This window comes from Mycobacterium sp. NGS11, assembly GCF_059813315.1.
Map to the genome: position 1 here is coordinate 43,349 of NZ_JCALEJ010000016.1, position 18,089 is coordinate 61,437.

At 68.5% G+C, this 18,089-nt stretch carries 14 protein-coding genes and 1 pseudogene; 9 read left to right on the forward strand and 6 right to left on the reverse strand.

Annotated features, from left to right (window positions below):
- Positions 1-329: 329 nt before the first annotated feature.
- From ripD to AC5Y4T_RS17905, 6 genes and pseudogenes are all read left to right on the forward strand, one after another.
- A pseudogene (ripD, locus tag AC5Y4T_RS17880) lies at positions 330-983 on the forward strand (NlpC/P60 family peptidoglycan-binding protein RipD); the annotation flags it as partial.
- A 325-nt stretch (positions 984-1,308) separates the two neighbouring features.
- The gene (sucT, locus tag AC5Y4T_RS17885; RefSeq protein WP_499954605.1) at positions 1,309-3,465 is read left to right on the forward strand and encodes an acetyltransferase SucT; all 2,157 of its coding nucleotides are present in this window, start codon (positions 1,309-1,311) and stop codon (positions 3,463-3,465) included.
- A gap of 62 nt (positions 3,466-3,527) precedes the next feature.
- Positions 3,528-5,729 (forward strand): glycogen debranching protein GlgX, encoded by a 2,202-nt coding sequence (gene glgX / locus AC5Y4T_RS17890; protein WP_499921665.1) that lies wholly within the window; start codon positions 3,528-3,530, stop codon positions 5,727-5,729.
- A gap of 3 nt (positions 5,730-5,732) precedes the next feature.
- Entirely contained in the window at positions 5,733-8,033 is a 2,301-nt protein-coding gene (gene treY, locus AC5Y4T_RS17895; protein WP_499954607.1) for a malto-oligosyltrehalose synthase, read from the forward strand.
- The gene (gene treZ, locus AC5Y4T_RS17900) at positions 8,026-9,765 is read left to right on the forward strand and encodes a malto-oligosyltrehalose trehalohydrolase (RefSeq protein ID WP_499954609.1); all 1,740 of its coding nucleotides are present in this window, start codon (positions 8,026-8,028) and stop codon (positions 9,763-9,765) included. The genes treY and treZ overlap by 8 nt, the downstream gene beginning before the upstream one ends.
- 37 nt (positions 9,766-9,802) lie before the next feature.
- A complete protein-coding gene (locus tag AC5Y4T_RS17905) occupies positions 9,803-9,973 on the forward strand; it encodes a hypothetical protein (protein WP_499954611.1) in 171 nt (56 codons plus the stop codon).
- 4 nt (positions 9,974-9,977) lie between these two features.
- On the opposite strand, the gene AC5Y4T_RS17910 is transcribed toward AC5Y4T_RS17905, so the two are convergent.
- Positions 9,978-11,306 carry an aminotransferase class I/II-fold pyridoxal phosphate-dependent enzyme gene (locus AC5Y4T_RS17910; RefSeq protein WP_499954613.1) on the reverse strand — a complete coding sequence of 443 codons (1,329 nt, stop codon included), beginning with the start codon at positions 11,304-11,306 and terminating at the stop codon, positions 9,978-9,980.
- A gap of 40 nt (positions 11,307-11,346) precedes the next feature.
- Here AC5Y4T_RS17910 and AC5Y4T_RS17915 point away from each other — a divergent pair, with 40 nt between their 5' ends.
- On the forward strand, positions 11,347-12,018 hold the full coding sequence (locus AC5Y4T_RS17915; protein ID WP_499950771.1) for a pyridoxamine 5'-phosphate oxidase family protein: 672 nt from the start codon (positions 11,347-11,349) through the stop codon (positions 12,016-12,018).
- A gap of 4 nt (positions 12,019-12,022) precedes the next feature.
- On the opposite strand, the gene AC5Y4T_RS17920 is transcribed toward AC5Y4T_RS17915, so the two are convergent.
- The 4 genes from AC5Y4T_RS17920 to AC5Y4T_RS17935 are packed head-to-tail and all read right to left on the reverse strand — an operon-like array spanning position 12,023 to position 15,276.
- Complete coding sequence (locus AC5Y4T_RS17920) at positions 12,023-12,904, reverse strand: phosphatase PAP2 family protein (RefSeq protein ID WP_499954615.1); 882 nt, start codon at positions 12,902-12,904, stop codon at positions 12,023-12,025.
- Between the two features lie 15 nt (positions 12,905-12,919).
- Positions 12,920-14,203, reverse strand: coding sequence for a threonine ammonia-lyase (gene ilvA, locus AC5Y4T_RS17925; protein ID WP_499950769.1), 1,284 nt, complete (start codon positions 14,201-14,203; stop codon positions 12,920-12,922).
- A gap of 38 nt (positions 14,204-14,241) precedes the next feature.
- Positions 14,242-14,679 carry a nitroreductase family deazaflavin-dependent oxidoreductase gene (locus AC5Y4T_RS17930; protein WP_499954617.1) on the reverse strand — a complete coding sequence of 146 codons (438 nt, stop codon included), beginning with the start codon at positions 14,677-14,679 and terminating at the stop codon, positions 14,242-14,244.
- 45 nt (positions 14,680-14,724) lie between these two features.
- Complete coding sequence (locus AC5Y4T_RS17935) at positions 14,725-15,276, reverse strand: TetR/AcrR family transcriptional regulator (RefSeq protein ID WP_499950767.1); 552 nt, start codon at positions 15,274-15,276, stop codon at positions 14,725-14,727.
- A gap of 96 nt (positions 15,277-15,372) precedes the next feature.
- Between AC5Y4T_RS17935 and AC5Y4T_RS17940 the strand changes: the two genes are divergently transcribed.
- Together AC5Y4T_RS17940 and AC5Y4T_RS17945 are read left to right on the forward strand one after the other, a co-directional pair.
- Positions 15,373-15,780, forward strand: a complete 408-nt coding sequence (locus tag AC5Y4T_RS17940) for a hypothetical protein (protein ID WP_499954619.1) — start codon at positions 15,373-15,375, stop codon at positions 15,778-15,780.
- A complete protein-coding gene (locus tag AC5Y4T_RS17945) occupies positions 15,777-17,255 on the forward strand; it encodes an FAD-dependent oxidoreductase (RefSeq protein ID WP_499954621.1) in 1,479 nt (492 codons plus the stop codon). Before AC5Y4T_RS17940 ends, AC5Y4T_RS17945 begins: the two co-directional genes overlap by 4 nt.
- On the opposite strand, the gene AC5Y4T_RS17950 is transcribed toward AC5Y4T_RS17945, so the two are convergent.
- Positions 17,252-18,028 (reverse strand): DUF6065 family protein, encoded by a 777-nt coding sequence (locus AC5Y4T_RS17950; RefSeq protein ID WP_499954623.1) that lies wholly within the window; start codon positions 18,026-18,028, stop codon positions 17,252-17,254. The two genes, AC5Y4T_RS17945 and AC5Y4T_RS17950, sit on opposite strands and share 4 nt — an antisense overlap.
- Between the last annotated feature and the right edge of the window lie 61 nt (positions 18,029-18,089).

Consider the following 18,089-nt stretch of genomic DNA (forward strand, 5'->3'; position numbering starts at 1 on the left):
CCGCCGCCGGCCGTTGGCGGACGTGCGAATCCGTAGCCGACTGAGACCGAAATCACAACTGCGCATACGGAATTGGGCGCGCCCGTCACCGTCCGGTCACGGTACGACAAAAAATCCCGCGTGGACCTGGCGGCTAACACCATCTGTTGTCAAAGTGGCTTTTGTGACTGATGTGAATTGAGCAGCCCGACCGCTGATTCACTCGCAAGTGCCATGGACCGCGTTCGGCCCCAGCGTGGGGGCCTCGCTTTGGTTCATGAACCGGGGGCGGACGCGCGAAGTCACCGCGCCGAGGCCAGTTGAGCGCCTGGAGAGGCCAGGGAAAGGCCATGAACATGAAACGCATCTACGCCTTCGCGATCGGCTTAGCCCTGCTCGGGGCGCCGATGGTGGTTCCCACCACCATCGCGACCGCCGACCCGGGCGCCAGGTCGATGGACTACCAGCAGGCCACCGACGTGGTGGTCGCCCGCGGTCTTTCGCAGCGCGGTGTGCCGTTCTCCTGGGCCGGTGGCGGCATCAACGGCCCCACCCGCGGCACCGGCACCGGCATCAACACGGTCGGTTTCGACGCTTCCGGGCTGATGCAGTACGCCTACGCCGGCGCCGGCATCAAGCTGCCGCGCTCGTCGGGCGCGATCTACCGGGTCGGCCAGAAGATCGTGCCGCAGCAGGCCCGCAAGGGCGATCTGATCTTCTACGGCCCCGAGGGCACGCAAAGCGTCGCGATGTACCTGGGCAACAACCAGATGCTCGAGGTCGGCGACGTCGTGCAGGTCTCGCCGGTGCGCGCCAACGGCATGACGCCCTACATGGTCCGGGTTCTCGGTGCCTCCGCCCCGGCCCAGCAGGCGCCGCTGCAGCAGGCACCACAGCAACTGCCCGCCCAGCAGGCCCCGCTGCAGCAGTCGCCGTACCAGCAGGCACCGCAGCAGCTGCCCGCTCAGCAGGCACCGCTGCAGCAGGCACCCCAGCAGGTCCCGCTCCAGCAGTCGCCGTACCAGCAGGCACCGCAGCAGCTGCCCGCTCAGCAGGCGCCGCTGCAGCAGGCACCCGCCCAACAGGCGCCGCTGCAGCAGTCGCCGTTCCAGCAGGCCCCGGTGCAGCAGGTGCCGACCCAGCAGTCGCCGCTGCAGCCGACCGGCGCCGGCATCGCCAGGTAATTTCGCGGTCCGTTCTCGACCGTCCGACGCCCGCCACCCGCTCCCCCGCAACCCGGCGCGGAAGCTCAGCGACCCACCTGAGCAGCCGCCGCGCCGTGAGCAGTCGGGAGCCGGTGGCGGGTTTTCGGTAAATTGACTGTCGATCATGCAGACCCCGCCACCGCCTCCTGCGCCGGACGCCATCGCCGATCCGCGGGTCACGGGGGTGCGCAAAGGGGGGTCCGAGGGGTTTTATCGGTACGACCTCGACGGCCTGCGCGGTATTGCGATCGCGCTGGTCGCGGTCTTCCATATCTGGTTCGGCCGGGTGTCGGGCGGCGTGGACGTGTTTCTGGCGCTGTCCGGGTTCTTCTTCGGCGGCAAGGTGATTCGCGCCGCGCTGAACCCCGCTGGGACACTGTCGCCGGTGTCCGAGGTGATCCGGCTGGCCCGACGCCTCGTTCCCGCCCTCGTCGTGGTACTGGCCGGGTGCGCGGTGTTGACCATTCTGGTTCAACCGGAGACCCGGTGGGAGACGTTTGCCGATCAAAGCCTCGCGAGCCTCGGCTACTACCAGAACTGGGAGCTGGCCAACACCGCATCCGATTATTTGCGCGCGGGCGAAGCCGTCAGCCCCCTGCAGCACATCTGGTCGATGTCCGTGCAGGGCCAGTTCTACGTCAGCTTCCTGGTGTTGATTGCCGGCTTGGCCTATCTGTTCGGGCGCCGGATGGGCGCCCGGTTGCGCACCGTGTTCGTGGCGGCGCTGTCCGCGTTGACGGTAGCCTCGTTCGGCTACGCGATCATCGCGCATCAGCAGGACCAGCCGGCCGCCTACTACAACACTTTCGCGCGAGGTTGGGAGCTGTTGCTGGGCGCACTCGTGGGCGCGCTGGTCACCCGCGTCCGCTGGCCGATGTGGTTGCGGACGGTATCGGCCACGGTCGCGCTGGCCGCGGTGCTGTCCTGCGGGGCGCTGATCGACGGCGTGCACGAGTTCCCCGGCCCGTGGGCCCTGGTGCCGGTCGGCGCCGCCATGCTGATGATCCTCGCCGGAGCCAATCTGCGGGGTGGTCGGTTGCCGCTGCCCAATCGGCTGCTGGCGACGCGCCCGTTGGTGGAGTTGGGCGCCATGGCGTATGCGCTGTACCTCTGGCACTGGCCGCTGCTGATCTTCTGGCTGTCCTACAGCGGCCACAAGCACGCCGGCTTCGTCGAAGGCGCGGTTCTGCTGCTGGTGTCTGGTGTGCTGGCGTATCTGACCAATCGGCTCGTCGAGGACCCGCTGCGCTACCGCGCGTCCTCGAAGCCGGCCGCGGCGGCACCGACCATTCCGTGGCTGACGCGCCTGGCCCGGCCGACCATGGCGCTGGGATCGGCCATCGTGTTGCTGGGTGTGACCCTGACGGCGACGTCCTTCACCTGGCGTCAGCACGTGACGGTCTTGCGGTCGGCCGGCAAGGAGCTCAGCGTCCTCAACCCGCAGGACTATCCGGGTGCCCGAGCCCTCACCGAACACCTGCGCGTGCCCGCGCTGCCCATGCGGCCCACGGTCTTAGAGGTCAAGCAGGACCTGCCCGTTTCGACCCGGGACGGGTGCATCAGCGACTTCGTCAACCCCGCGGTGGTCACCTGCACCTACGGCGATGTGGCCGCCGACCGGACCATCGCACTCGCCGGTGGGTCCCATGCCGAACACTGGCTGCCCGCGCTGGACGTCCTGGGCAGGCTGCACCGCTTCAAGGTCGTGACGTACCTCAAGATGGGTTGCCCCCTGTCGACCGAGCAGGTCCCGTTGATCATGGGCAACAACGCCCCCTATCCCCAATGCCGGGAATGGGTGCAGGGAACGATGACCAAACTGGTCACCGACCGGCCCGACTACGTCTTCACCACCACCACGCGGCCGTGGAACATCAGGGCCGGCGATGTGATGCCTGCCACCTATATCGGGATCTGGCAAACGTTGTCCGACAACAACATTCCCATTCTCGGCATGCGGGACACGCCCTGGCTGGTCAAAAACGGTCAGCCGTTCGACCCGGCGGACTGCCTGGCCAAACGGGGCGGCACCGCGCAGTCATGCGCCGTCAAGCGTTCCGACATGCTCTCCGACCGCAACCAGACGCTCGACTTCGTCGCGCAGTTCCCGCAGCTCAAGGTGCTCGACATGTCGGACGCGATCTGCCGCGCCGACGTGTGCCGCCCGGTCGAGGGAAACATCTTGATTTATCACGGCGCACACCACCTGTCCCCCACCTACGTGCGGACCATGGCACCCGAATTGGGCCGCCAGATCGCCGAGGCCACGGGTTGGTGGTGACCCGCCTTACTCCCTGGTCTCCAACGCGCGTGAGCGCAACCGGGCGCGGATAAGGTCGATGGGTGTCAACAAACAGTCCCGCTTCAGAAGCAGGCGGTAACCACCAACCCAAACTCGCCACCGTGTGGCCGGGTGACCCGTATCCGCTCGGCGCCTCCTACGACGGCGCGGGAACCAACTTCTCGTTGTTCTCCGAAATCGCCGAGAAGGTCGAGTTGTGCTTGATCGACCATCACGGCGGCGAGTCGCGGATTGCCTTGGAAGAGGTGGACGGATTCGTCTGGCACGCCTATCTGCCCAACATCAACCCGGGCCAGCAATACGGCTATCGGGTCTACGGCCCCTTCGACCCGGCAGCCGGTCACCGCTGTGACCCCAGCAAGCTGCTGCTGGACCCGTACGGCAAGGCTTTTCACGGCGACTTCACTTTCGGCCAGGCGCTGTTCTCCTACGACATGAAGGCGGTCGACCCGGACGGACCCAACGCCGATGGAGCCGATCCGGGCATTCCCCCGATGGTCGATTCGCTGGGCCACACCATGACCAGCGTCGTGAGCAACCCGTTCTTCGACTGGGGATCCGACCGCGCACCGCTGACGCCCTATCACGAAACCGTCATCTACGAAGCCCATGTCAAGGGGATGACGCAAACCCATCCCAGCGTTCCCGAGGAGCTTCGGGGCACCTATGCCGGGCTGGCCCATCCGGCGATCATCGACCACCTCAAGTCGCTAGGGGTCACGGCCATCGAACTCATGCCCGTGCATCAGTTCATGCACGACTCGCGACTGCTGGATCTGGGGCTGCGAAACTATTGGGGCTACAACACTTTCGGGTATTTCGCGCCGCACAACCAATACGCGGCCAACCGAACGTCCAGCGTCGCCGAGTTCAAGTCCATGGTGCGCAGCTTCCACGAAGCCGGCATCGAAGTGATCCTCGACGTGGTCTACAACCACACTGCCGAGGGCAACCACCTCGGGCCGACCATCAATTTCCGCGGCATCGACAACGCCGCGTACTACCGGCTGGTCGACACCGACCTGCGCCTGTACAAGGACTACACCGGCACCGGCAACAGCCTGAATCCGCGCCACCCGCACGTGCTGCAGCTGATCATGGACTCGCTGCGGTACTGGGTGACCGAGATGCACGTGGACGGTTTCCGCTTCGACCTGGCCGCCACGCTGGCCCGCGAACTGCACGACGTCGACCGATTGAGCGCGTTCTTCGATCTGGTGCAGCAGGATCCCATCGTCAGTCAGGTCAAATTGATCGCCGAACCGTGGGACGTCGGCGAGGGCGGCTACCAAGTCGGAAATTTCCCGGGTTTGTGGACCGAGTGGAACGGGAAGTATCGCGATACTGTGCGCGACTACTGGCGGGGCGAGCCCGCAACCCTGGGCGAGTTTGCTTCCCGGCTGACCGGGTCGTCGGACCTGTACGAGGCGACCGGCCGGCGTCCGAGCGCAAGCATCAACTTCGTCACCGCGCACGACGGTTTCACGCTGGCCGACCTGGTGTCCTACAACGAGAAACACAACATGGCCAACGGGGAGGAGAACCGGGACGGGGAAAGCCACAACCGATCGTGGAACTGTGGCGTCGAAGGCCCCACCGACGACCCGGACATCATCGAGCTGCGCTGCCGCCAGATGCGCAACTTCTGGGCGACCCTGATGGTCAGCCAGGGCACGCCGATGATCGCCCACGGTGACGAGTTCGGTCGCACCCAGAACGGCAACAACAACGTGTACTGCCAGGACTCCGAATTGTCTTGGATGGACTGGTCTTTGGTGGACAAGAACGCCGACCTGCTGGAGTTCGCACGCAGGGTGACCACGCTGCGCAAGCGCCATCCGGTGTTCCGCCGGCGCCGGTTCTTCGAGGGCGAACCGATCCGCAGCGGCGACGAGGTGCGCGACATCGCCTGGCTGAATCCAAGCAGCCGCGAGATGACGCATGAGGACTGGGGCGAAAGCATTCACAAGTGTGTCGCGGTGTTCCTCAACGGCGAGGCCATCACCGCGCCCAACGCCCGCGGTGAACAGGTCATCGACGACTCATTCCTGTTGTGTTTCAACGCCGGTGAAGATCCGGTGGACTTCGTGACGCCGAACAGCGACTATGCGAAAGAGTGGGCCGTGGAACTGGACACCAACGAACCGACGGGGCGCAAAGAAGGAGCCGATCAGGTGGTGACCGCCGAGGAGAAGGTGTCCCTGCCGTCGCGCTCGCTGCTGGTCTTGCGTAAGACGCAGTGACGCATGGCTTTACCCGTCATCTCCACCTATCGGCTGCAACTGCGTGGTGAATCGAGTGGGTTCGCGTTCACCTTCGCCGACGCGGAAAACCTGCTCGACTACCTGAACGACCTCGGGGTGTCGCACCTGTACCTGTCTCCGATCATGACCGCGACGGCGGGATCGAGCCATGGCTACGACGTCACCGACCCGACGAGGGTGTCCCCCGAGCTCGGTGGCGCCGACGGCCTGGCGCGGTTGTCGGCGGCGGCCCGAGCGCGCGGCATGGGCTTGATCGTGGACATCGTGCCCAACCATGTGGGTATCGACGATCCGCGGCAGAACCCGTGGTGGTGGGACGTCCTGCGGAACGGCCGATCTTCGCAATACGCAACGTTTTTCGACATCGACTGGGACCTCGACAACGACGGCCGTATCGTGCTGCCGGTGCTGGGTTCCGACGACGACGCCGCCGACCTCACGGTCGACGGGGACGTGTTGCGCCTGGGCGATCTGGCGTTTCCGATCGCGCCCGGCACCGCGGGGGGCAGCGGCGCGCAAGTGCACGACCGCCAGCACTACCGGTTGGTGGGCTGGCGCAACGGCGTGTGCGGCTACCGCCGCTTCTTCTCGATCACCTCGCTGGCCGGGTTGCGCCAGGAGGACCGCGCGGTGTTCGACGCCACTCATGCCGAGGTCGGCCGGTGGTTCGCGGACGAGCTGGTCGACGGCATCCGCATCGACCACCCCGACGGCCTATCCGATCCGTGCGGGTACCTGGCGTGGCTGCGCGAACTGACCGGCCCGGAAGCCTGGATTGTGATCGAGAAGATCCTGGCCGTCGACGAGGCCCTCGAGCCCACCCTGCCGGTGGGCGGCACCACCGGTTATGACGTGCTGCGCGAAGTAGGCGGCGTCCTGGTGGATCCGGGCGGGTCCCGGGCGCTGACCGAGCTGGTCGAATCCACCGGCGTGGACTACTCCGCGATGCCGGACATGCTGGCGGACCTCAAGATTCGTTCGGCCACCGACACCTTGGCCAGTGAGCTGCGCCGGCTGCGCCGCAGCATCGTGGCCGCGGCCGGCGTCGACCACCCGTTGTTGCCCGACGCCGTGGCCGCGCTGCTCACCCGTATCGAGGTCTACCGCTGCGACTACCCCGGCCTGGCCGCTCTGCTGCCCACCGCGCTGGCCGAAACCGAGGCGGCCGCACCGCAGTTGGGCCCCGCGCTGCAGGTGCTGGCGGCGGCGCTGGCCCGCGGCGGGGAGCCGGCCACCCGGCTGCAGCAGCTGTGCGGCGCCGTCACCGCCAAGGCCGTCGAGGACTGCTTGTTCTACCGCGACGCCCGGCTGGTTTCGCTGAACGAGGTGGGCGGCGAACCGCACCGCTTCGGGGTCGGCGCGGCCGAATTCCATCACAGCGCCGCCAGCCGGGCCCGGCTGTGGCCGCGGACCATGACCACGCTGACCACCCATGACACCAAGCGTGGCGAGGATGTGCGCGCCCGCATTTCGGTGCTGTCACAGGTGCCCTCGCTGTGGACCGAGTTCCTCGCCCGCTGGGAGATCGACGCGCCCTCCCCCGATCCGGCGACCGGACAGTTCTTGTGGCAGAACATCTTCGGCGTGTGGCCGGTGAACGGCGAGGTCACCGGCGCGCTGCGCGAGCGGTTGCACAGCTACACCGAGAAGGCCATCCGGGAGGCGGCCTGGCATACCTCGTGGAACGAACCGGACGCCGATTTCGAGGGTGCGGTACACCAATGGCTGGACACCGTGCTCGACGGCCCGGTGGCGGGCCAGCTGACCGAGCTTGTCGCCCAACTGAATCCGCACGCCGCCAGCGACGCGCTGGCCCAGAAGCTGCTCGCGCTGACCGTGCCCGGCATTCCTGACGTGTATCAGGGCACCGAGCTGTGGGACGACAGCCTGGTCGACCCGGACAATCGACGGGCCGTCGACTATGCCGCCCGCCGTGCAGCCCTGCAGGCCCTGGAGCATCCGAAGATCCGGGTCGTCACCACCGCACTTCGCGTGCGCCGTAACCACCCGGACACCTTCCTGCATGGCGACTACGTCCCGCTACTCGCCAACGGCGACGCCGGCCATCACGTGCTGGCCTTCCGTCGCGGCGAGGACATCGTGGTGGCGGTGACCCGCTGGACCGTGCGCCTGGCCGAAACGGGCTGGGGCAACACGGTTTTGCCACTGCCGGACGGCACCTGGAAGGACGCCCTGACCGGGGCGATCGCCGACGGCCCGACGTCGGCCGCCCAATTGTTCGCCGACCTGCCCGTGGTTCTGCTGGAGCGCCACCATGACTGAATTCCGGGTCTGGGCGCCCATACCCGCGCAGGTTCGACTCGACGTCGAGGGCCAGGTGCACGCCATGACCCGCTCTGCGGGTGGTTGGTGGCACACGACCGTCGATACCGCGCCGGACGCCCGCTATGGCTACCTGCTCGACGACGACCCCACCGTGCTGCCCGACCCGCGCTCGCCCCGCCAGCCCGACGGCGTGCACGCCCGCTCGCAATTGTGGGATCCCGCCGCCGCGACGTGGACCGACGGCGGGTGGGCCGGCCGCGCGGTCGAGGGCGCCGTCATCTACGAGTTGCACCTGGGCACGTTCACCGAGGCCGGAACCTTCGACGCCGCCGTCGAGAAGCTGGACTATCTGGTCGACCTCGGCGTCGACTTCGTCGAGCTGATGCCGGTGAATTCCTTTGCCGGCACCCACGGTTGGGGGTACGACGGTGTGCTGTGGTACAGCGTGCACGAGCCCTACGGCGGACCCGACGGGCTGGTGCGCTTCGTCGACGCCTGCCACGGCAAGGGTATGGGGGTGTTGATCGACGCGGTCTTCAACCACCTCGGCCCGTCGGGCAATTACCTGCCGCGGTACGGACCCTACCTGTCGTCGGCGAGCAACCCGTGGGGCGAGGGCATCAACATCGCCGACGCCGATTCCGACGAGGTGCGCCGCTACATCATCGGCTGCGCGTTGCGCTGGATGCGCGATTTCCACGCGGACGGCCTGCGGCTGGACGCCATCCACGCCCTGGTGGACACCACCGCGATCCACATCCTCGAGGAGCTCGCCACCGAAACAGACTGGCTGGCACAGCAATTGAGGCGGCCACTGTCGCTGATCGCCGAGAGCGACCTGAACGACCCGCGGCTGATCACCCCGCGCGACCGGGGCGGCTACGGTCTGACCGGGCAATGGGCCGACGACATTCATCACGCCATCCACGCCGCTGTTTCCGGCGAGCGTCAGGGCTACTACGGCGATTTCGGCAGTCTGGCCACCCTGGCGCAGACGCTGCGCCACGGCTTCTACCACGCCGCCACCTATTCGTCGTTCCGGCGCCGCCGCCATGGGCGGCCGCTGGACAGCAGCGAGGAAACGGGCATCCCGGCCACCCGGCTGGTCGCCTACACCTGCACGCACGACCAGGTCGGCAATCGCGCCCTGGGCGACCGTCCTTCGCAGAACCTGACCGGCGGCCAGCTGGCCGTCAAAGCCGCACTCGCGCTCGGATCCCCCTATACCGCCATGCTTTTCATGGGTGAGGAATACGCGGCCTCGACCCCTTTCCAGTTCTTCAGCTCGCACCCCGAACCGGAGCTGGCCCGGGCCACTGCCGAAGGACGCAAGGCCGAATTCGCCGAACACGGCTGGGACGCCGACGAGATCCCCGACCCGCAGGACCCCCAGACGTTCGCGCGCTGCAAACTCGACTGGAACGAGGTGGACACCGGCGAGCACGCCCGGCTGCACCGCCTGTATCGGGACCTCATCGCGTTGCGGCGCAACCACCCCGACATGGCGGATCCCTGGCTCGACCACCTCACGGTCGACTACAACGAGGACGAGCGCTGGATCACCGTCTCCCGCGGCCGGTTGCGCATCGTGTGCAACCTCGCAGCCGAGCCGGTGCGGGTTCCGGTCAGCGGTCACGTGGTGCTGGCCTGGGACGAGCCGGCCATCGACGCCGGCGGCACTGTGCTACAGGGCCATTCGTTCGCCATCCTGTCGGCTGTGGATAGCTGACTGGCGGCCGCGCGGCCTTACCCCCGAAGATGCCGCCATGAGTCAATTCGGTCAACGACGGGTCTGCCTGCACAACCCGAGCCTTCGCGCGAACACGATGTCGGGTCGGCGTACCGTGCGCCACGACATCGCGCCCACTGCCGGCGTCGAGCCGTTGTGCAGCGGCCCCCGGCCCGCTGCGGCGACCGACGACGACGAGGACGCCTAGGCCGCTACACGATCGCCCGGCCATCGGGGTGCACCGCGCGTGCGACCGCGCCGGCGAGTGGATCGATCTCATCGAGAGCGAGCTCGGAGATCGTGATGCGGATGCCCGCGGGCGTGTTCATCCGGAACCGGCTGCCCGGTGCCGCGGCCCACCCCGCGCCGAGCAGCCGGGAAACCGCGACCGCCTCGTCGGGAACCGGCACCCACACATTGAGCCCCGAGCGGCCGTGCGCCGGCAGCCCGCGTTCGGCCAAGGCGTCACATAGCCGTTGACGCCTGGCGGCGTACTGCCTTTCGGCCGTCGCGACCAGCGCCACCGCCGCGGGGTCGGACCACAAGTCGACGGCGAGCCGCTGCAGGAAGTGGCTGACCCAGCCAGGTCCGAGCCGCAACCGGCCATGCACCCGCTCGACGGTGCGATGGTCGCCGGCCAGGACGGCCACCCGCAGATCGGGGCCGTAGGCCTTGGACGCCGACCGGACGAACGCCCAGTGCGCGGTGCAGCCGGCCAGGGCGCGCAGCGATACCCCGGCAATGCCCGCGCAGTGATCGTCTTCGATCAGCAGCAGGTCGTCGGCCCGCCGCCCCAACAGCTCCCGCAACGACTCGGCCCGATCCGCCGAAAGCGCGGCGCCCGTGGGGTTTTGCGCGCGGTTGGTGAGCACCAGGGCACGTACCCCGCTCCCCAACGCCCGGGCGAGGTCGTCGGGCAGCGGACCGTCGTCGTCGACCCGCACCGGCTCGGCCGAAAGCCCCAGTGCCGCGAGGAGATCGAGCAGGTTCGCCCAGCCGGGATCCTCGACCGCGACGCGATCGCCCGGGCGCAGGTGTGCGGTGAGCGCGCGTTCGATGCCGTCCAGCGCGCCGCTGGTCACGGCCAGGTGATCGGCGGGAATCCCGTCCGCGGCCAGCGCGCGGCGGGCGAATTCCGCCAGCTCGGGCGAGACGGCCTGCTCGCCGTAGAGGACCGGTTGGCCGGTACCCGAGCCGGCCGGCGAGGCGCCGGCGATGGGCAGCAGGTCCGGGTTCGGGTTGCCGGTCGACAGGTCGCGCACGCCCGCGGGCACGTCCAGACCGAGCAGCGAGCGCGGACTGGTCGCCGGGCGGTGGCGCACGCGGGTGCCGCGCCGGCCGGCCGTCTCGACCGCCCCGCGATGGCGCAGCAGGCGGTAGGCCGCTGCGGCGGTGTTGGCGTTGACGCCGAGTTGGCCGGCGAGCTCGCGGACCGGCGGGAGCGCGTCGCCGGGCGCCAGCGCCCCGGCGGAGATCGCCGCTTCGATGCTGGCGGCTATGGACTCAGCGCCCGTTCCGGTTATGCTGTTTTGTACTGGCACGCAACTAATTATGTATTAGAACAAATACGAGGGCAATCCTGTGGACACCGCATATCAGCCGACGGCACGCACCACCCCGACCCGCTACCGGGAGCGCGCGCACTACGACCGCCGCACCATCCACGCCATCCTCGACGAGGCGCTCATCTGCCATCTGGGTTACTCGAGCGACGGTCGGCCGGTGGTCTTGCCCACGACTCATGCCCGGCGCGGCGAGACCCTCTACCTGCACGGTTCGACGGGCAGCGGCCCGTTGCTGGCGGCCAAGGCGGCCGGCGCATCGGGGGCTGGGCTGCCGGTCTGCGTCACCGTCACTTTGGTCGACGGTCTGGTGCTGGCCCGGTCCGCGATGCACCACTCAGTGAACTTCCGCTCGGTGGTCGTGATGGGTGATGCGCGCGTCGTCGACGATCCCGCCGAGAAGGCGCAGGCGCTGCGTTGCCTGCTCGACCACATCGCGCCCGGGCGCGCCGAAGACTGCCGCGCCCCCGACGCCCGCGAGCTCGCCGCGACGGGGGTGCTCGCGCTCGATCTCGTCGAGGTGTCGGCGAAGGTCCGTAGCGGCCCCCCGGCCGACGATCCGCAGGACGTTCCGCTGCCTCATTGGGCGGGTGTGGTGCCGCTGAGCCTGTCTGCCGGAACGCCGGTGCCGGCCGACGACCTCAGTCCCGGCACTCCCGTGCCGGGGTACCTCGGGAAGCACCGCCCCTGAGCCGTCACGGATCCGGCTGCCGTTTGCCGGTCCGCGTGGTGTTGTCCCACCAGAATCCGGCGAGCATGACGGCGCCGGCCCAAGCCACGCCCAGCATCCAGCCGGCGAGCACATCGCTGAGGTAATGGACGCCGAGATAGACGCGCGAGAACCCGATCAGGAACACCGACCCGATCGCCGCCGTCCACACCACCACGCGCCCGGTCCACCACGGGATCAGCCAGCGGGTCAGGATCCACGCAGTGATGGCCATGGTCGCGGCGGTGCCGGTGGCGTGTCCGGAGGGAAACGAATACCCGTCGGCGTCGACCAGGGCGAATGGCACGGGCGGGCGTTCCCGCCCCACCAAGGCTTTGGCGGTGAAGAGGATCAAGGGAATCCCACCGCCACAAACGAGAGCAAGCACCAGGGGCCGCCACGACCTGCATCGCCAGGCGGCGGCAACGGAAATCGGCAAGGCGACCGCCGCCAGCAGAAGGGGACCGCCAGCGTGGGTGACCACCCGCAGGGTGCTGGTCAGCCATAGATCACGGTGGGCCGCAAGCCACCCGGTTGTCGGCTGGTCGATTCCGGCGATGCCGTCGCCCTCGAGCACGTCGTCGAGCACTTCGGTGAAGCCGACCGCCAACGACACGACCGCGGCGAGCCCGAGAAGCACTGAGATGCCGGCGACTTCGCTGGTGGGCAACCGACCGATTCGCCCCCGCACCCATCGCATCGCTTCGCCGATCGCGGGAACGTCGGACATCCGCGCCGTGAGTGCCCGTAACCGCGGCCCGCGGCGAGCGACCCAGATCGCTGCCCACCCAAGCAGCGCGAGCGAAGCTACCGTGGCGGCGCTGACCAGCCCGAAACCGGCGGCACCGGGTCCAGACGGTGGGTGCATGTCGGCGGGGAGGCCCTAGAACAGCAGGTAGCGATAGGCGGGCGAGCCCGGTTTCAACGTCTCGACGTGAAGTTCCGTCGCGCGCATCCGGGCCAGCAGGCCGTCCAGGTCGGCCGAGGATCCCAACTGGATGCCGACCAGCGCCTCGCCGGTCTCCCGGTTGTTGCGCTTGACGTACTCGAACAGGGTGATGTCGTCGTTCGGCCCGAGCACCGTGTCGAGGAAGCGGCGCAGCGCGCCGGGCTCCTGCGGGAAGTCGACCAGGAAGTAGTGCTTGAGGCCGAGATGGACCAGCGAGCGCTCGAGCACTTCGCCATAGCGCGACACATCGTTGTTGCCGCCCGAGACCAGGCAGACCACCGTCGAACCCGGCTCGATGTCGGCGTCCAGCAATCCCGCGACCGACAGGGCGCCCGCAGGCTCGGCGATGATGCCCTCGTTCTGATAGAGGTCGAGCATCGCGGTGCACACCGCCCCTTCGTCGACGGCGGTGATCGACACCATGTCGCCGGCCGCCGCCAAGGCGGCGTAGGTCAGGTCTCCGGCCCGGCGCACCGCGGCGCCGTCGACGAACTGGTCGACGTCGTCCAGCGTCACCGGCTCCCCGGCGGACAGCGCGGCCATCATCGCCGCGGCGCCGGCCGGTTCGACGCCGAGCACCGACGTGTTGTCGGTGCGCTCGGCCAGGTAGGTGGTGATGCCGGCGATGCAGCCGCCGCCGCCCACCGGGACGACCACTAGATCCGGCTCGCCGTCGAGCTGGTCGAGCAGTTCCGCGGCGATCGTGCCCTGGCCCGCCATGGTGCGCAGGTCGTCATAGGGGGGCACCAGGATGGCGCCGGTGCTTTCCACGTCGCTCAGCGCCGCCTCGGCGGCGAGGTCGTAGGTGGCGCCACCCACGATCAGGTCGATGAACTCCCCGCCGTGGTAGCGGATCCGGTCGCGCTTCTGCATGGGCGTCTTGGCCGGCACGTAGACGCGGCCGCGCACCTGCAACATCCGGCACGCGTAGGCGAAGCCCTGCGCGTGGTTGCCGGCCGACGAGCAGACCACGCCCGCGGCAAGCTCCGCCTCGGACAGCTGGACCAGCAGGTTGTAGGCGCCGCGCAGCTTGTAGGAGCGCACGATCTGCAGGTCCTCGCGCTTGAGGTAGACCTGCGCGCCGGTGATCGCCGACAACCGGTCGCTGAACTGCAACGGGGTCGGCGTAACCACCGCGGCGATCCGCTTGGCCGCGCCGTCGATGTCAGCCGCGGATAACGGCGAGACGCTCGGGGGACGGCTCAATTCGGCGGACACTGGTCAATGGTGCCACGACAGCCGACCAACTCTGGAATTCAGCCGACCGGGGTCAGCACGAACACCGGGATCTGGCGGTCGGTCTTGGTCTGGTATTCGGCGTAGTCCGGCCACGCCTCGACGGCACGCTCCCACCACGTGGCCTTCTCGTCGTCGAAGACCTCGCGGGCGTCGTAATCGCGGGTCACCGAGCCGTCCTGCAGCTCGACGCGTGGGTTCTTCTTGATGTTGTGGTACCAGACCGGGTTCTTCGGCGCCCCGCCCAGGGAGGCGACCACCGCGTACTCGCCATCGTGCTCGACGCGCATCAGCGGCGTCTTGCGCAGTTTGCCGGTCTTGGCGCCGACCGTAGTCAGCAAAATGATCGGCTTGCCCTTCATGTCGGCGGCCTCGGTCCCGCCCGACTCGGCGTACCTGTCAGCTTGCTCGCGAGACCAATCCCATGGCGACGGCTCGTACTCTCCTTCTAGCGGCATATCATCAACTCTAGGCGCGGATTTCCCGGCTGTGATCGCCCGCGATCACGGTAACGAGCCGGTGAGGTAGTGGGCGAGCACCGGGCGCAGCCACTCCGTCAGCGTCGTGTCGTCCATCGCGACCAGGGCCGGAACGCCAACAACGTTGCGCGCCATGGCGATTCCCAACACCTGCGACCCCACCATCGCGGTGCGCTCAGCGGCGCGGTCGGGAGTGACGGTGGTCAGGGCCGGCGCCACCTTCTCGACGAACACTTCCAGTAGGGCGTCGGCGGCGGCCCGGTTGGTTGCGGCAGCGCGCAGCAGCGGCAGGAAAGATCCGTCCGGATCCCATACCCGTACCAGGAACGGCACCAGGACGTCGGCGATGCGGTCCGGGGCGAGCCCGGTGAGGTCGGGGAAGTCGATGTCGAGCCGGGAGACCGCGGCGAACAAGTCGGCCTTGTTGCCGAAGTAGTGCATGACGAGCGCGGGATCGACGCCGGCCTCGGCCGCGATCGAACGGATAGTGGTCCGCTCGAAGCCGTGGGCGGAGAACAGGCTGCGCGCCGCACTGAGGATTGTCGCGCGGGTGGCTTTGCCGTCCCGGGTGGGCATGTCGAAAATTGTAGTTCAACAACTGTTGACATCGCTACTACATGCGCTTACGTTGATTTCAACAGTTGTTGAATCGGTTCATCGAGGAGGCCGGACATGACCGTGACCGTCATCCAGATCGGGCTCGATCCCGAGGTGATCGACTACTCGTCACGGGAGTTCGCCCAGTTCGCGGGCCTGTCCAAGGAGGTGCTGCGGGCCGCCAACGACGACAATGTCGCGGGGCTTCGCGCCGCGGGCTACCAGGTCGACAACTGCCTGATCGACTTCGGCGCCCCCGGCGCCGCGAAGGCCGGCGAGTGGCTGCGCGCCAAGCGCTACGACGCGGTGCTGATCGGCGCCGGAATTCGCCTGGTCGCCGGCAACACCCAGCTGTTCGAGTCGATCGTCAACATGGCGCACGCGACCCAGCCCGGCTGCCGATTCGTCTTCAACCGGGCAGCCCAAGCCACCCCCGGCGACATTCGTCGCTGGTACCCCGAACCGGAAGGAGCGATCCGATGAGCACAACCCCTGTTCGCGACGTCGACGTCCTGGTGGTGGGCGCGGGCCCCACGGGCCTGACCGCCGCCGGTGACCTGGCCCGCGCCGGGCGGGCGGTGACCGTGCTGGAGCGCTGGCCCGCCGAGAACACGACCAGCCGCGCGTTCGCCGTCATGCCCCGGACGCTGGAGCTCCTCGACGCGCGTGACGCCGCCGACCAACTGCTGGCGCAAGGCCAGCGCGGACCGGACGTCACGCTGTTCGCCAAGGCCCGCCTCGACCTGACCCGCCTCGACTCCGCCTACCCGTTCGTCTTGGTCACCCCGCAAACCAACGTCGACGCGGCACTGCGCCGCTACGCGGTGTCCGAAGGGGCCGAGATCCGGCGCGGCGTCGAGGTGGTGGCACTCGAGCAGGATGCCGACGGCGTCACCGTCACCGCCCGCCCCAAGGGCGACGACGACCCCGCGCACCGGCAGACGTGGCGGGCGCGCTACGTGATCGGCGCCGACGGCGCGCACAGCACCGTCCGAACGCTGCTGGGCGCCGGCTTTCCCGGCAAGACGGTGCTGACCTCGCTCATGCTGGCCGACGTCAAGCTGGCGCACCGCCCGTCGGCCGGCGGGTTGGTGGTGGGCACCACCGCTGACGTGCTGGGCTTCTTGGCCCCGTACAACCGTCACGACCAGGACGGATCGTGGTACCGGGCTCTGGTATGGGACCGCGACCACCAGCTGCCCGACAGCGCGCCCGTCGACGACGACGAGATCGTCGACGTCCTGGGCCGCGCCATGGGGACCGACTTCGCTGTGATCGAGATCGGCTGGAAGTCGCGATTCCATTGCGACGAAAGGCAAGTCGCGCAGTACCGGCACGGGCGGGTGTTCCTGGCCGGCGACGCCGCGCACGTGCACTCCCCCATGGGCGGCCAGGGCATGAACACCGGTATCCAGGACGCGGCGAACCTGGCCTGGAAGCTCGACGCCGTGCTCGGCGGCGCCGACGATGGGCTGCTGGACACCTACCAGGACGAACGCCACCCGATCGGCAAGCGGGTGCTGTTGCAGTCCGGCATGGTCGCCCGCGGCGCGACGCTGCATCGACGGCCCGCGATCTGGCTGCGTAATCTGCTGGTGCCCAACCTGTTTCGGATTGCGGCGGTGCAGGATTTCGTCGGGGGCAGCTTCGCGGGCACGGCCTTGCGTTACGGCCGGCGCGGCCTGGTCGGCACCCGCGCCGATGCTATCCCCCTCGTCGAGGGGCGGCTGACGCACCTGCAGCGCGGCGGCGGCTTCGTCCTCATCCGCGAATACGGCGCCGCCCCGGTTGAGACACCCGGGACGTTGCAGGCCGAGCGGGCCGACGGCGGGCCGGCCGTGCTGGTGCGCCCCGACGGCTACATCGCGTGGGCCGGCGCGTCGGCGCAGGCGGTCGCCGCGGTCATGAACATCACGAACCGCGGCGGTTACCCTGCCCGCGAAGTGATTCCGTCCTAGCCCCCGTTCGCGGGCCGATGCGTAGCGAAGGACCGCAAGCGACGGCGGGTTTGGTGGTCTTCCGCACCGGGCTCGCCGTCGCTGTGCCTGCCCCGCGTGTAATCGCCCTGCCACGGCGCCTTCTCGTTGTCCGCGTCTTCCTGCTCGCGGCCCAGCGCGCCACGTGAACCGAGGAAGTGCTCGTGCTTTGCGTACAGCTCCTCGTCGGATTCGATGGGCCTGAGCTCGGGTGCGAACTCCTCGAGCTCGGCCCGGCGTTGCGGCACGATCATGCAGATCGGCTCGTCGACCTCGAATCGCACCGGCATGAACTCGCGGGTGAACTTCCAGTTCATGCTGAAACTGGAACTGGACCAATCGGTTTCGACGATGCCCTCCAACGGCGAGATGGCATCCTTCGGATGGTTGGCCGGCCCACGGACCAGCAGGTTGTAGCCGGGCGGGGTACGAAACAACATCGGCAGGTGCCAGGTCAGGATGCCGTAGCCGAAGTGGCTGGAGGGCAGGAACTGACCGCTCTCGCGGGTGTCGGGCGCGATCATCAGGTTCGCGCGGTCGTTGCCGCCCATCCACGTCGCGGTGAACGCGCTGCGGTTGCGCACCTCCCAGCCGCTCTGGTTGGCGATCAGCATCGGCAGGCACCGGTGCGGCCAGCCCTGCCGAATCTCGGACATCCACGTCCGGCCTATCGGCGCGGGGCCGATCGGGGGCGCGATCTCGTGGGTGACATAGCCGATCAGCGGGCGGGACTGCCCACCGGATTTCTCGCTCATCACATCCTCGCTCCACCGGCCTATGCCGACCATCCCTCGCCAACGCACTATCGCGACCAAA